Annotated in this window: 18 protein-coding genes; 6 read left to right on the forward strand and 12 right to left on the reverse strand. The window is 40.1% G+C overall.

Going from position 1 to position 14,944, the window contains the following annotated elements; all coding sequences use genetic code 11:
- Positions 1-10: 10 nt before the first annotated feature.
- Positions 11-958: a hypothetical protein gene (locus tag BM192_RS13975; protein WP_037443341.1), complete on the reverse strand. Its 948-nt coding sequence runs from the start codon at positions 956-958 to the stop codon at positions 11-13.
- Positions 959-1,035: 77 nt separating this feature from the next.
- Positions 1,036-2,004 carry a GlxA family transcriptional regulator gene (locus tag BM192_RS13980; RefSeq protein ID WP_074964031.1) on the reverse strand — a complete coding sequence of 323 codons (969 nt, stop codon included), beginning with the start codon at positions 2,002-2,004 and terminating at the stop codon, positions 1,036-1,038.
- 80 nt (positions 2,005-2,084) lie between these two features.
- Between BM192_RS13980 and BM192_RS13985 the strand changes: the two genes are divergently transcribed.
- The 4 genes from BM192_RS13985 to BM192_RS14000 all read left to right on the forward strand — a co-directional run bounded on the left by BM192_RS13985 (position 2,085) and on the right by BM192_RS14000 (position 4,304).
- Positions 2,085-2,381, forward strand: coding sequence for a Dabb family protein (locus tag BM192_RS13985; RefSeq protein ID WP_037443231.1), 297 nt, complete (start codon positions 2,085-2,087; stop codon positions 2,379-2,381).
- 485 nt (positions 2,382-2,866) lie between these two features.
- Positions 2,867-3,259 carry a GreA/GreB family elongation factor gene (locus tag BM192_RS13990; protein ID WP_037443230.1) on the forward strand — a complete coding sequence of 131 codons (393 nt, stop codon included), beginning with the start codon at positions 2,867-2,869 and terminating at the stop codon, positions 3,257-3,259.
- 144 nt (positions 3,260-3,403) lie between these two features.
- Positions 3,404-4,042, forward strand: coding sequence for an NAD(P)H-dependent oxidoreductase (locus BM192_RS13995; RefSeq protein ID WP_037443228.1), 639 nt, complete (start codon positions 3,404-3,406; stop codon positions 4,040-4,042).
- Positions 4,014-4,304: a putative quinol monooxygenase gene (locus BM192_RS14000; protein WP_037443226.1), complete on the forward strand. Its 291-nt coding sequence runs from the start codon at positions 4,014-4,016 to the stop codon at positions 4,302-4,304. The genes BM192_RS13995 and BM192_RS14000 overlap by 29 nt, the downstream gene beginning before the upstream one ends.
- 69 nt (positions 4,305-4,373) lie before the next feature.
- Here BM192_RS14000 and BM192_RS14005 read toward each other — a convergent pair whose 3' ends face one another.
- The 9 genes from BM192_RS14005 to BM192_RS14045 all read right to left on the reverse strand — a co-directional run bounded on the left by BM192_RS14005 (position 4,374) and on the right by BM192_RS14045 (position 11,999).
- Positions 4,374-4,868: a TlpA family protein disulfide reductase gene (locus tag BM192_RS14005; RefSeq protein WP_074589976.1), complete on the reverse strand. Its 495-nt coding sequence runs from the start codon at positions 4,866-4,868 to the stop codon at positions 4,374-4,376.
- Between the two features lie 129 nt (positions 4,869-4,997).
- The gene (mnhG, locus tag BM192_RS14010; RefSeq protein WP_074589974.1) at positions 4,998-5,378 is read right to left on the reverse strand and encodes a monovalent cation/H(+) antiporter subunit G; all 381 of its coding nucleotides are present in this window, start codon (positions 5,376-5,378) and stop codon (positions 4,998-5,000) included.
- Complete coding sequence (locus BM192_RS14015; RefSeq protein WP_037438726.1) at positions 5,371-5,646, reverse strand: cation:proton antiporter; 276 nt, start codon at positions 5,644-5,646, stop codon at positions 5,371-5,373. The genes mnhG and BM192_RS14015 overlap by 8 nt, the downstream gene beginning before the upstream one ends.
- Positions 5,643-6,125 carry a Na+/H+ antiporter subunit E gene (locus BM192_RS14020; protein WP_037438723.1) on the reverse strand — a complete coding sequence of 161 codons (483 nt, stop codon included), beginning with the start codon at positions 6,123-6,125 and terminating at the stop codon, positions 5,643-5,645. Before BM192_RS14020 ends, BM192_RS14015 begins: the two co-directional genes overlap by 4 nt.
- A 19-nt stretch (positions 6,126-6,144) precedes the next feature.
- Entirely contained in the window at positions 6,145-7,656 is a 1,512-nt protein-coding gene (locus tag BM192_RS14025) for a proton-conducting transporter transmembrane domain-containing protein (protein WP_037438722.1), read from the reverse strand.
- The gene (locus tag BM192_RS14030) at positions 7,653-8,006 is read right to left on the reverse strand and encodes a Na+/H+ antiporter subunit C (RefSeq protein WP_037438720.1); all 354 of its coding nucleotides are present in this window, start codon (positions 8,004-8,006) and stop codon (positions 7,653-7,655) included. The genes BM192_RS14025 and BM192_RS14030 overlap by 4 nt, the downstream gene beginning before the upstream one ends.
- Positions 8,007-8,008: 2 nt before the next feature.
- A complete protein-coding gene (locus BM192_RS14035; RefSeq protein ID WP_037438718.1) occupies positions 8,009-8,419 on the reverse strand; it encodes a Na+/H+ antiporter subunit B in 411 nt (136 codons plus the stop codon).
- Between the two features lies 1 nt (position 8,420).
- The gene (gene mbhE, locus BM192_RS14040; RefSeq protein ID WP_074589966.1) at positions 8,421-10,721 is read right to left on the reverse strand and encodes a hydrogen gas-evolving membrane-bound hydrogenase subunit E; all 2,301 of its coding nucleotides are present in this window, start codon (positions 10,719-10,721) and stop codon (positions 8,421-8,423) included.
- A gap of 153 nt (positions 10,722-10,874) precedes the next feature.
- Complete coding sequence (locus tag BM192_RS14045; RefSeq protein WP_037438716.1) at positions 10,875-11,999, reverse strand: sensor histidine kinase; 1,125 nt, start codon at positions 11,997-11,999, stop codon at positions 10,875-10,877.
- Between the two features lie 226 nt (positions 12,000-12,225).
- Between BM192_RS14045 and BM192_RS14050 the strand changes: the two genes are divergently transcribed.
- Both BM192_RS14050 and BM192_RS14055 read left to right on the forward strand, forming a co-directional pair.
- Positions 12,226-12,852: a carbohydrate-binding family 9-like protein gene (locus BM192_RS14050; protein WP_037438714.1), complete on the forward strand. Its 627-nt coding sequence runs from the start codon at positions 12,226-12,228 to the stop codon at positions 12,850-12,852.
- A 10-nt stretch (positions 12,853-12,862) separates the two neighbouring features.
- Positions 12,863-14,152, forward strand: coding sequence for a sugar MFS transporter (locus tag BM192_RS14055; RefSeq protein WP_037438712.1), 1,290 nt, complete (start codon positions 12,863-12,865; stop codon positions 14,150-14,152).
- A gap of 36 nt (positions 14,153-14,188) precedes the next feature.
- Here the strand turns inward: BM192_RS14055 and BM192_RS14060 are convergent, their stop codons facing one another.
- Entirely contained in the window at positions 14,189-14,938 is a 750-nt protein-coding gene (locus BM192_RS14060) for a thioredoxin domain-containing protein (RefSeq protein ID WP_051759653.1), read from the reverse strand.
- Positions 14,939-14,944 lie beyond the last annotated feature (6 nt).

A 14,944-nucleotide genomic window follows, 5' to 3' on the forward strand; every position in this document is an offset into this window, starting at 1 on the left:
GATCTGTACTTTAAAAGTGCAGATCAACTAAATCTATTACATCCTGGTCGGTCTTCGCATGAAAAATTCTTGCTCCAGATAACTGAGGGTACAATTTCTGGTAGCAATTAAAATGATGTTCAGGCCCCTGTTTAGATATAATCAGGTTTATACCACCAAAATAACTAGCTAACGCAGCGGTTCCTCCATGAACAGAAATAAAATGATCTGAGTTGGCATATACCATAAGCTGAAGATGATTAAAGTTGTTCACTTTATCTTTGTTCGCTTTATAAAGATCTTCCATTAACAGAACCTCAGGATGTTCTTTCTCCAGCCATTCAAATTCCTTCAAATCATATATTTCACTATTATCGCCAGTAATATTTTCGGGCCTCGGGCGATTATAGATAATAGTAAACTTATCTTTCAGCTTACTTATAATATAATCAAGCTGCGATAAACTATAGAAACTTATAGGCGGACCATCCCATTCCATATTATAACGGTTTGCGATGATCAGTGTTGGTTTATCGTATTTATATATATCATTCTTGTAATGGTCCTTTAACGGAACCGGCAGCCATTTACTCATTTTATAGTCATGACTGTACAAAATCCTTGGCATCTCAAAATTATAGTTACCCTGGTTAGTCCTGGTTGAGAACTCTTCGTGATGATCAGGTGAAAAAAAGTAGAACTCCTTAGTGAATTTAGAAGAAATAGTTTTCTTCAATGTCCCGTTTTTATGATGCCAGTAGGCAAAAGGTAAAACAAACTGCAGCTCTGGTGCGAACTCACCATCAAATGCAATTTCTTTATACGCCGTCTTGGTGATATAATCTTTAGCCAGATATTTAAGCTGAACCAATTCACAGCTAAATGTATCGCGATAAAAATATTTTAAATTAGCTGGTACCTTAGGATACCTTAATTTGACATACAAACTGAAAATTTTATTAGTTACCGTACTAGGCATAAAGACGCATTTAAAGATGTTGGATATTTTAGGGAAGAATGATATAAATATGCTCAAAGTTATTTATAATTAATCAATCACCCATAATAAAACTTATCCCGGTATGCCTTGGGAGTCATACCTACATTTTTTTTAAAAACCTTACGGAAAGCCTTTGGATCAGAATAGCCTGATTTGTAGATCACTTCGTTCATTTGTTCTGCAGTTTGCTCGAGTAATTTTTTAGCGGCTGCTATGCGGGTTTGCTGCAGGTATTCAATTGGTGTGATGCCGGTTACCAGTTTAAACCGGCGAAGCATATTACGCCTGCTGGAGGGGATATCTTTGATCAGTTCTTCGATAGTGACTGTTTGCTGGTACCCCTCCTCTATTTTCTCCTGTGCCAGTTTAACCAAAGGATCAAGGTGAGTGCGTTCGATATTAAATGTACTAAAGTAAGACTGTTGTTTCCGGTCCATATCAATCGCGAATATTTTGGCTACCGCAATTGCCTGTTTGCTCCCGCAGAATTTTCGGATCAGGTGCAGCATTAAATGAAAACTTGACGTTGCTCCCCCGCTGGTATACAAACCACCATCGTGGGTGACGGTCAAATCAGCACGTAAATTTACATCGGGAAATGCAGTCCGGAATGCGGTACAGGCATCAACATGTGTAGTTGCTATTTTGCCGGACAATAATCCAGACGCACCCAGAAGAAAAGCACCGGTGCAGAAAGTCGCAATTTCAGATCCCTGAGCAGCCATTTTGTTTAGCCAGCCTACAGATTCCAGATTATCCTGAATTGCGGTGCTGATATTTTCATGCTTAAAGGAGGGAATTAAGATCAGATCAGGAAGATCGCCCGTATCTGCAGTACTGCGAATAGCATAATTTTCAAAAAAGTCATTTTTAAAATCTGCAGATTGCTGATAGAAGCGAATTTCGAAAGGTAGATTCTCCTGAGCCGAGCCTGCCAGCTGATTTACAGTTTCAAAGACATCCAGTATAGCTGCAACACTTAATAAACGATAATGATGCACCAGTAGTAAACCAATTCTGACCATTTTCTATTAAATTATTTATAAATATAGTTAAAAATCAGAAACCTAAATCGCAGTCATTTCCTACATTTACAAGAAAAATTATGATTGCACACCACGTATTATTCTGGTTAAAACCAGAAACCACGACAGCACAGAAAAGCGATTTCAGAGCCGGATTAGAGTCTCTCTCAGCGATTCAAAGCATTACCAATATTCACATCGGCACACCAGCTGATATTTCACGCAGCGTGGTAGATACCACTTATACATTCTCATTGGTCGCCTTTTTTGAGAATATGGAAGGACATGACGCTTATCAGGTTCACCCGGTACATCAAACATTCCTCAATAACTTCAGAGAATTATTTGAGAAGGTTATTATATACGATGCAGATTAATCAGCAGAATTTACCTGTATGCCATCCATCTGGCATGCAGGTAAATTGAGCGCTTGAGGTAAACTCTTCTGCTCATCATATTCATGTAAGTATTCTCAGAATTGATGCAAAAAATAAATTAAGCTTGGTTCTTAGTTTAAATTTTTACATTTTCGTAATAATGAGTCCAATTGCACATAGCTATTTATATCCTGAGCTGACCTTTGCATCACAAGTGCAGACCGCCAGCAGGCTTTGCTGTGTACCCAATAATTATAATGCTGATTCCAGATATTTCTCTCTGCAAAGCAGCAAGGCCTTTATTATATAAGCCTCAATCCATCCTTGGTTTGGGGCCAACCCCATAGCTTTTTCTGGGTACAGTAATTTCTGTCAGCAGCATCAGACTATATTCCTATTCAAATTCTTTCCGGTTTTTTCATCTGTATTTCTACGGATGTAAACACGCATACCGGAATTTCCAAATAATATAAATACCAACAAATATGAAAACAGAAAAATTAATGATTCTCCAGAAAGAACTCGATCTGCTAAAAAAACACCTTAAGGACTGTAATTTATCTGATTACAATAAAAAACAGTTATTACAAGAGCTCGAATCAGCCCAGGTAATGAAAGAAAATGAATTACCTGAAGATGCTGTATGTATTGACGCTAAAGTTGAAATACAGGAAGAAGTAAGCGGTAAGAAGTATACATTTCAAATAGTTCTGCCTGCCGAAGCAGATATGCGCAAAAATAAAATGTCTGTATTTGCACCTATAGGAATTGCGTTACTAGGTTACCGCGTAGGCGCGAAGGTACAGTGGGAAATGCCTGACGGACTAAAAACATTCAACATTCTTCAGGTTATGCATATCAAAGCAGAACAAGAATAGACACTATACCATGCGAAAAAGATAGGGCGGATATATCCGCCTGTTTTTTCTTTTTTGATATCATAATTATGATAGATACATATGATTTATATAATTTTAATGAGATAGATGAAGTCCATACCTTTGAGTATCAAAAAGAAATAAATGGAAACTCAAAAAATATTTATCATCAATGGCGGTCAGGTTTTCGGACATTCAGGCGGCCGGTTTAATCAGACCATCAGTAAAGCAACTGCAGACTTCTTCCAGCCCCTTGCAGAATTCGAAATCCGCACAACTGATATTAATCAACCCTATAATCCGGAACAGGAAGTATTAAATTTCGTATGGGCGGACGTGATCATTTATCATACACCAGTGTGGTGGTTCTCACTGCCACATAAGTTCAAGGAATATCTGGACGTTGTATTTACTGCAGGACATCAAAAAGGAATTTACCACAGTGATGGCCGTTCTTCAGCGAATCCACAGATCAATTACGGAACAGGCGGACAGCTGCAGGGCAAAAAATATATGCTTACTACCTCATGGAATGCACCTTCTACCGCATTTACATTACCTGGTGAATTTTTTAATGAACACAGCGTCGATGAAGGGCCTATGTTTGGATTCCACCGTATGAATGCATTTACAGGTATGAAACCCCTAGAAAGTATTCACTTTCATGATGTAGAAAAAAATGCTGATATTCATGCAGATCTCAATCGTTACAAACAACATTTAACTGAATTATTCATTAAAAAAATAATTGAAAATGAGCATATTGCTTACAGCCATTCTTAGGGCAAAGCCAGGAAAATCTGCAGCATTAAAAGAACTGCTGCTTCAACTAGTCAAAGGATCTCAGGCAGAAGCTGCCTGCAGACAATACGATTTGCACCAGTCCAAAGACGAACCTAATTTATTCATCTTTCATGAAGAGTGGGCAGATCAGGAAGGATTTGAATTACACCAGCGTGCAGAACATCACCAGAAATTTGCAGAGGAAGCTGCAGAACTTCTAGATGGTAAAGTAGCCATTCATCACACAGAAAAAATTGGCTAAACACAGCCTGTTGAAATAAAAAAGCCTCAGTTTTTCATAAAAAACTGAGGCTTTTGCTATAAAATAAACTTAAGGATTAATCAATTTAAAAAACTTAGGAACATCCGTGTCTTTACTTGATGTAAAAATAAGCTTTTTATCAGGTCCATAAAGGTATAAAGCAGGGTACTGCTTCGGATGAAATGCCATTATGAAAACGCGGTCACGATCTTGTACCACCTTCACATTTTTCTGTTTCACCAATTCTTTGGCAAATGTATTTGTGAAATAGTCAATAGATCTGTACTCATCCTGTGAAACCAGATAAATATTAACATTTGCTAATTCCTTCAGCTGTTTATTCATCTTAGATGCAACTTGCTGACAATGTCCGCAGGTAGCGTCAAAAAACATAATCAGACTTTTTTTGCCTCCAGGAATCTGTTGGGTCGAAAAAACCCCGTTATCCCTGTTATAGAAAATCGCAGTAGGAATAGCAGAGCCCGGCATGGGCTCCTGGGCAAATGCAGCCACAGACAGGAACAAGACTACTAAAAGCACAAATGGATATTTCAAATTTTTCATAACGATATTATTTAAACAGAAAACGGATCTATAATACCGTCAGCCGCGCGAGAGCAAATATATTTTTTCTATATCTGATCTGATATAGCTGCACACACTTTGACACAACAATGATTGAATGTATCTCTTCTATACATTTTTATCCTTTTCTTCGGTTGCTTCACTACTCAGTTCATGCGTAACGTCATTGTATTTGCCCTCAAGATCATCAAATAATGTGTGCTTCCAGCGTTTGTTTCCCGTAAAATGAGCTGCCCGGCCGATCATATGGGCAGCGACAGGCGCTGTTAGCAGCAGAAATAGAATAATTGCTAATAATTTTGTTGTTACGGCAGTTTCCGAAAAATAAACTGCAGCGCTCCCCAGAACAAGCCCAACGCCGAGCGTGGCAGCTTTAATGGTTACTGAAAGACGAAGATAGAAATCTGGCATCCGCAAGATGCCAATCGAAGCGATTAGTATGAATAAAGTACCCAGCGTACTTCCCGCCATTATCAGAATATCACTCATTTTTTTCTCTTTTTTCAAGGTAAAACGAAAACGCTACGGTTCCCAGAAAACCGATGAGCGCCATAATAATTGCAACGTCCAGAAAAGTCGGCTGGTCGGTAACCAGGCTATAAATTGTGATAATAGCAATTCCGATAGTCAGCAGCAGATCCAGTGCGACTACCCTGTCCGCAGTATGTGGTCCTTTCAAAAAGCGAATAAACACCAGTAATACCGAAATACACAGGACGGGTAAAATAATATAATATAAAAATGTGTATAAACTCATCGTAAAATAGCTAATAACTTTTTCTCAAATCCATTTTGGAGATATTTGATAAAACTATCTTTATCTGTCATATACATTACATGTATATAAAGCACTTTTTTATCATTGCTGACGTCCAGAATTAAAGTGCCCGGTGTAAGTGATATAATATTTGCCAGCAGATTGATCTCAAATTCAGAGGTTGCAGTTAACGGAAACCTGACAATAGCGGGCTTCATAAAAAACTTAGGTGTAACCACGTCATAAGCCACCTGAAGGTTGGCTTTGATCAATTCATAAATAAAATAAAATATGAAACTTATGATCCTCGGTATCCTGTCAAAATATTGTTTAGATGCCGAAGTATTGTCTCTGGACATCAGCATCAGTATAAAATAGCTGAGAATAAAACCAAAGAAGAAATTGACGAACAGAAAACTCCCGGTTAGCCCTACCCAGATAAAACTGAGCATCACATTCATTAAAAACTGCTTAATCATAATGTAAAGAGTTTAAAGGTTAATTTTTTGGTTCAAATACTGCATCAATATAAGGCTGGTGGTGGAAGAGCTCCGTAGAAATTCGCTCCGCCAATACTGCAATATGTTGTGCACCGAACCCCATATATAAAGTAAGCGCTGTAAGTGCAATAACAGGAATAACCAGTAATTGCTTTTTAAAATTACTTAAAGCATCAAATCCCGCAGCTTTCAGATCTGTTACAACCATTGGTTCTTTCCAGAAAACTTCAGCCCATAATTTCGCTATTACATACATAGTAATAAAACTTGCAATTAAAATAGAGGCAAGCAGTATATAGGAACCGGAATTCAAACTTTCGCTAATCAGGTACAGCTTTGGCCAGAAACCAGAAAGCGGAGGAATTCCAACCAGGGAAAAGAAGACAGCTGCCATAACCAGGGAAAGCTTTGGATAACGCCTGTAGATGCCCCCAAGTTCCGACATTTTATAAGTACCGGCTATTTTATAAATCAGTCCGGCTATTAGAAACAAATTTGTTTTAATAACGATGTCATGGAAGAGATAAAACAAAGCTCCAGTCATTGCTTGCTCCGTATATAAGGCCAGCCCGGCCAGCATATAGCCGATATGACAGATAATAAGATAAGATAGCAATCTACGAATATCCGTTTTACCCAGGGCACCGAGAGCCCCTGTAACCAGTGTTGCACCGGCAACAAACAAAAACACACCTTTTAAAAATGAATCCGGAATATAAATCAGTGTAAATACACGCATTAGCGCATAAATTCCAACTTTAGTTAACAAACCACCAAAAATGGCTGCAATGGCAGAAGGTGGTGTATTATAAGACGATGGCAACCAAAAATACAGCGGAAAAACTGCAGATTTAATACCAAATCCGACAAAGAAAAGTATAGCAGTTACATGCACCAGCTCGCGGTTTTCTATATCTGCAATCTTGATCGAAAGATCTGCCATATTCAGACTTCCCGTAAGGCCGTAAAGTATGCCTATCGCGGTTAAAAAGATAACCGATGCCAGCAGGTTCATGGTTACGTAATTGATTGCACCCTCCAGCTGTGGTTTTCTCCCGCCCAGGGTCATTAGTACAAAAGAAGAGATAATGATAACCTCAAACCAAACGTACAAGTTAAAGATATCTCCGGCCAGGAACGCGCCGTTTAGTCCCATGAGTAAAAAATGTACAATCGGAAAATACCCAAATTGTATCCTGTTTTTAGTAATTCCGGCGCAGGAATATATAGCTACAGCCAAACCAGCAATTCCAGTCAGCAGCATTAGGGTCGCCGATAAGGTATCTGCTGCAAAGGTAATTCCAAAAGGTGCTTCCCAGCCCCCGCCCTGCATAGTTAAAATACCAAGGTTCCAGACTTTCATCCAAAGACCGAAAGCTAATAATACAATTACAAGATTACCGGCAACACTGATTATTTTCTGCGCCCTTACTTTTTTCCAGCAAAAGATCAATAAAATGGCAGTCAGCAAATGCAGCAGTACCGGAAGAATAATAAATGGATCTGTCATATGTCCTGATCGTCTGAATTAAGTTGGTCCAGGTCATCAGTACCTGTAACCAGATATACTCTTTTTAATAATACAATAGCGAAAGCCTGCAGTCCAAAACTGATGACAATTGCTGTTAAAATCAATGCCTGCGGAATGGGGTCAGAATAAACCCCTTGCAGAGAACTGAAATCCCGTGGGATTACCGGAGGGTTACCTTTATTAATATCCCCCACTAGAAAAATAAGCAGATTAGCACCATTACCGATTAGGATTAACCCAAGCAGTAACTTTACCATACTCCTTCTGAACATCATATAAGTACCTGATGCGTATAATAAGCCGATTAGTAAAACAAGTAGAAACTCCATAATTAAACACTTTCAGTTATGGTGAATAACATCGACAGGGTCACTCCAAAAACCACGAAGTAAACACCAAGTTCAAAAAACAGTGCCGAGCCGATCAGTCCGATCACCGGGACAGGTTCATTAAACCAGAGACCTGTCATTAGAGATTGTCCGGCAAACATAGGTACTACAGCACTAATTAGAGACAGCGACAGACCAATCGGAATAAACACACCCGGATGAATACGCAGGAATCTCCTGGTTTCTTTTAACCCATGGGCGAAGGAATGTAAAACAAAAGCGATTGCTGCTACAAGACCGCCAACAAATCCACCACCTGGTTCATAATGACCACGTAAGAGTACAAATACCGAAAAAAGTATCAGCATAGGCAGGAGGTAATTGGAAGCAGTTCTTAAAATGATTGAATTCATATTATTCCTTTTCTGATGAACTTATTTTTAATTTAAGCATACTGTAAACACCCAGGGCAGCTATCGTTAAAACTGTAATTTCAATTAGTGTATCCGAACCCCTGAAATCTACAAGAATAACATTTACGACATTTTTACCTTTAGCCAGCGAATAGGCATTATCGGCGTAAAACCGGCTGATTGTTTTATGTGTAGGTTCCTGTAGTACCAGGAAAGCAATCATAGAGATTACTCCACCAAAAATGGCGGAGATAATTGCGTCTCTTATCTTGATCGCTTTATTAGTCAGTGTTAGAAATGGCGGTAATTTCAATAGTATAAGCATGAATAATACGGCTGTCAGCGTATCTATAGTAAACTGAGTCATAGCCAGGTCTGGTGCTCCATAAAAAACAAAAAGCAGACAGATACTGTATCCAACAATACTTAATGAAATGATAGACGTTAATCTGGAAGAAGTAAACATCAGTACAAAAATTGCAGAGACCATCATAACAAGAATCACTACATCGTACATACTTACCGGTGTCATAGTACTGAAATCTATCGAATTCGGAATAAGCTTAACCAGCTTCCAGCACAGTAATATAAGCAGGAAAGAAATGATCGTGATCATATAGTTCCGCAGATAGCCATTTTGCAGTTTGCAGGTAAAATAATGTGAAATCTTTTTGATGCCTTCAGCTAAGCCGAGGAAGAAACTCCTGGCTGAAAATGGCTCAAACCTATCCATAAACTGCAATTGAGAATCGGCAGGCTTCCGCAGCAGATAAAGCAAGAAACCTCCCACCACGGTTACTCCGCTAAGCAGGAGTATCAGGTTGAACCCATGCCACAATTTAAGATCGGGTAAAGCCGGATTCCCACCGGCAGCCGAAACAACTGCATTGACCAGCGGACTACTTAATGCAGGAAAAAACCCAAAGAACAGACTAAGCACAGCCAGCAGTGCTGGCGGCCCCCATAAAAGGAAACCAGGTTTAGCAGTATCGGCGTAAGCTTCCGGTAATGCCCCTGCAAACGGCCTGAATCCAGCGATATAACCAGCATAAGACAAAAGAATATTCGCAACAAGAACCAGTCCTGTGAGCTGTATAGCAAGCATTCCTGTATGCATGGTCGCCTCATAAATAAGATCCTTCCCGATAAACCCGAAGGTAAACGGAATTCCAGCACTTGATAATGCAGCAATACCAGCAGCAATTGCTACCGGCATCATTATTTTACGAAGACCACTGAGTTTAGTCAGATCACGGGAATGCACGGCATGATCGATAATACCTGTACATAGGAACAATGCTGCTTTATAAAGCGCATGAACCAGAATAAATACCGCAGCAGCCAGGAAAGACTCCGTTGTACCTATGCCAATTAGCAATACAATAAGGCCGAGTGCAGCAATTGTTGAATAAGCAAGTACACCTTTCAGATCTGTACGGAACAATGATTGAAAAGAAGCATATAATAATGTAAACCCACCTACTATCATTAGCGTGTAGTTCCATAAAGGCTCTCCGCCAAGCACCGGACTCAATCTGAACAGCAGGTATATACCAGCTTTAACCATGGTTGCGGAATGCAGATAAGCCGATACTGGTGTTGGCGCTTTCATAGCCCCTGGCAACCAGAAATGGAACGGGAACATAGCAGATTTTGTAAATGCCCCTGCGAAAACAAAACACAGCATCAATACGTATGAACTATGCTGTTTCAGTGTAGCTGATGCAGCTGTTAAAGCTTGAATAGAATAAGAACTACCCACATTACCCATCAGTAACACACCGGCGAGCAGTAAAAACCCTCCCCCGCCTGTGATGGCCAGCGCAAGCACAGCGCTCTTACGTGACGCTTCTTCTTTTGTATTCCAGCCGATTAGAAAGAAAGAGCTGATACTGGTCAGTTCCCAGAAAATAAACAGTACCAGGAGGTTGTCAGACAATACCAGCCCAAGCATGGCAGCCATAAACAGACTTAGACAGCTAAAGAATTTATGTATCTGGCTTCGGTCAGAAAGATAGGCAGCGGCGTAGATATATACCAGCGTTCCGATTCCTGTAATCATCAGACTGAAGAGCATGGCGAGCCCATCCAGTTTAAAGTCCAGGTTTACGCCCATTGCGGGAATCCAACTATATTTAAACAGAATTTCTTGTCCTCCTGTTACCTCAGGTAACCAGGTAGAAAAGTAGATCAGCAATGAAAGTGGAAGAAATGCAGGAATGAATCTTAACCAGCCATTTTGAAGCCTGAAAAACAGGAATAATAAAGCAAATAATATACCTGAGAGTACGGCTATGAGCATAGTTTAATCAATAGATTTCAGTTTTAATATTTCGTGTGTCGTTTTCAATATATGAATTTCCATTGAAAAATCAGGCATTAGAGGCCGATTTACACGAATAAACAGAAGTTTTTAAGATTATCTGTCACTTACGTGACGAAAGCTCTATAGTAGTTAAATGTACCGTGGCTGTCCCATCGGCAGGCTGAACCAAAAAGTACTACCTTCTCCCTCAACACTACGCACGCCGATTTCCCCGCCATGCTTTTTGATAATTTCCGAGCAGATATAAAGACCTAATCCAAGGCCGGTGTACTGGCCGCCTTTACTGTCGACCTGGTAGTAACGCTGAAAAACCTGACTGACTTTTGCTGCCGAAATACCAGGACCCTTATCAGTTAATGAAATCACAGCATATCCCCGGACCTCTTCTACCTCAAGTAGAATAACACCACTGTCAGGCGCATATTTAATTGCATTGTTGACCAGATTAACCAGCACCTGCTCGATTCTCAATGAATCTGCATAGATACTCAATGAACTCCTATCCTGTATTACCAGTTCGCATCCGGCATGTTTTGCCACGATCTTACAATCTTCTGTAAGTAAGCTAACTGAAAACCATGATTTTCTGAGCTGCAGCTGCGCGGCATTGTACTGACTGGCATTTAAAAGATCATTGATCAGGAATGATACCTTATCGGCACTTTTAATCGCTGTATTTAAAAGAGCCGTTACTTTCTTATCGCAGGAGACACTTAACATTTTGTCTAGAATCTGCAAACTGGCCTTAAGGCTGGTAACCGGGGTTTTCAATTCATGACTAGCTATGCTTATAAACTCTTCTTTTTGCTGCAACGCTGCAATATGCGTGTCAATATCTGCACATAATCCAAACCATTTCTGCACTTTCCCATTTTGTTCTTGATAAGGAGTTGCGCTGATCTGATACCAGACAAATACCTGCTGATCATTTTCCAAACGTGCCTGCACCTGTAATGGCACTTCGTTTTCTATACTTTTAAGCCACGCTTTAATCAATGTTGCTTTGTCCTGCTGGTGTACCCTGGACAAAATGATCCGGAAATCCACAGAATGGGTTCCCAGGTTAAAATAAGAAGCAAACCGCTGATTAACATAGTCAATTTTACCATCTGAATCGGCAGTCCAGATTAAACCAGGTAACAGGTTCGCCAGAAAATGGAAATGTTTTTTTTCCGCCTCTGCATGTTGCTTTGCTGCCAAAAATTGGTTTTGATAGCTGAACCTGCGATCTGAGTTTAATTCGAATAATGCCATTCATTTGAGTTTTAGTGTATAAACCAACATCTTAAAGATAAGCAATTAACTGATTTTCAAGATATTCATTTCATTCAATTGCCCCTTTAAAGCAGTTTTGAGAGGCAATTCTATTTTTTTCGCTGACATAGTGTATAATTTCAGTCATTTAATTAAATTGGTAAAATGAAAATTACGCAAGCGTTTGTGTAAATCATTCTATATAATAGATGTATATATTTGATAAATGAAGACACTAACCGTGCCCTGTATCCCTGCCGGCAAGCCATTGGAACAATTCCTCTATGACTCGGCCAGCAGCTTTATTGATCAGCAACCCTGGCCATCCGGGTCTTCCGTTCCTCAGGCCGTTTTCAGTATCGCTTATCATAACTCATCTATTTTTGTGCTTTTCCAGATTAGCGAAAAAGAGATCAGAGCCGTCAACACGGCTGTTAATACACCCGTCTATGAAGACTCCTGCGTAGAATTCTTTCTGCAGCTGCCCGGAGAAAATAGTTACTATAACTTTGAATTCAATTGTACAGGTACCGTTCTGGCAGGTTACGGCCCCGGCAGAACGCGGGAATTACTTCCCGAAGAAGTTGCCTCCCAGATCAGGCGAACAGTAAAAATTACCCGGGGAGCTGAACTGACCGGCATTAGCTGGGAACTTATCGCTGAAATTCCAACAACTGTATTCTGCAAACATAACATACCAACTTTCGCAGGACTGACTTGCAAAGCTAATTTTTACAAATGCGGCGATGAGCTAACTGAACCTCATTACCTTGCCTGGAATAACATCCAGACAGAAGAACCTGATTTCCACCTGCCCGAATATTTCGGACAGCTAACATTTAACCAAATATAAAATCTGAAACATGAACCAACACTCTACTACTTTGACACAGCCGTCCCCCAAAGCAGGCATACCGCCAATTGCAATTATCGGTATCTTGTTCTTTATATTCGGCTTTATCACCTGGCTGAATTCAGTATTAATTCCATACTTGAAAATTGCATGCGAATTAAATAATTTCGAATCTTACCTGGTGGCATTCGCATTTTATATTGCTTATCTCGTTATGGCAGTTCCGTCAGCTATGGTGCTCAAGGCAACCGGCTTTAAAAAAGGAATGTCTTTCGGGTTGGTTGTAATTGCACTGGGTGCCTTAATCTTCATACCCGCAGCGCTAACGAGAACTTATGGACTATTCCTGCTTGGCCTGTTTGTCCAGGGTACGGGACTTGCCTTACTGCAAACCGCATCTAACCCTTATATTACTATTCTGGGGCCATTGGAAAGTGCAGCCAAACGAATCAGTATTATGGGTATCTGTAATAAAGTTGCGGGAGGTATCGCACCAATTGCGCTGGGCGCGGTAGCGCTAAAAGATGCCGATGCACTAACGGCGAGACTGCATACCTTAACTGAAGCCGTAAAAGCTGAACAGCTGAATGAACTGGCTACAAGAGTAATTATGCCTTATATTATTATTGTTATTGTTCTTCTTATTCTGGCAACCTGGATCTATTTCTCGACCCTTCCTGAGATTGATACCGATAAGGAAGATGAAAGTGTAGCGACAGCCAACGTAGGGAAAACTTCTGTGTTACAGTTTCCACACTTAATGCTGGGTGTAATCACTTTATTCCTTTATGTCGGTGTAGAAGTTCTGGCCGGAGATTCGATTATCAGTTATGGCGTTTCACAGCATATTTCACTGTCCACCGCAAAATTCTTTACTACCTGCACGCTCTTCGCTATGATTGCCGGATATATTGTCGGGATACTATGTATTCCAAAATACTTCTCACAAGATAAAGCATTGGTTGTTTCGGCTATTTTAGGAATTGTGTTTGCACTGGCAGCGATATTTACCCATGGATATGTTTCTGTATTATGTATTGCATTCTTAGGATTCTCAAATTCGTTGATGTGGCCTGCAATCTGGCCGCTGGCATTAGCAGGCTTGGGCAGGTTTACCAAGGTAGGTTCTTCCCTTCTGATTATGGGTATAGCAGGGGGTGCAATTGTGCCATTGATTTATGGTAGTCTTGTAGACAAATTTAGTGCTCAGGAAGCCTATTGGATACTGGTGCCATGTTATGCCTTCATCTTATTTTATGCGACCGTCGGACATAAGATCAGAAGAAAAATAACATCATAATCTACAAAAGAGGGCTTCTGGAAAAGGGCCCTCTTTTTATTTTTTCAGCAGTTCGATCAGCCCGACCAGCTCTTTTTCAGACTGATACCCTGTAACCCTTTTTATTTCAACACCATCACGATAGACGGCAACTGCTGGAAGTCCTTCTATTTTAAGTGTTTTAGCCAGGTCCTTAGCTTTATCTACATCTACCCTTTCTATGGCAACATCTCCCTGGTACTGTGTTTTCAATTTAGCCAGTGCCGGCTCCATTTTCTTACAGGGAAGACACCATTCTGCATAAAAATCTACCAGTAAATATTGATGCGCGGCAAGCAGTTCATTAAAATCTGCTGCCAGATAAGTATCCCCTTTTTTTACATTACCAGTTTCCACAGGTAAGTCATTTTGTTCCCAAGACATGATACCGCCTTTCAGTTCAGTTACCTGGGTAAAACCCAATTTCTCCATCTGTTTTACAGCCGCTGCACTTCTGCCTCCTCCTTTGCAATAGATGTAGACCGGTGCATTTTTATCTAGCTTTGCCAGCTGATCTTTGAACTGTTCAGCATTAAAATTATAATTCACAGCATTCTTCAGGTGTGAAGTTTTAAACTCATCAGGCGTACGAACATCAATAAGCTGAGGCTTTGAGCTAGTGTTAAGCTGAAGTTGAAATTCTTCTGCAGAGACAACATTAATACCGGTTTGGGCAGAAGACGTCAGCGTAATAAAACAAAGTATCAGCAGTTGAAAAACAAACCATAACCTACCACTTTTATCTTTCTGGAACGGGGATATTTTCATGTAATT

This window comes from Pedobacter antarcticus, assembly GCF_900112985.1.
GTDB lineage: Bacteria > Bacteroidota > Bacteroidia > Sphingobacteriales > Sphingobacteriaceae > Pedobacter > Pedobacter antarcticus.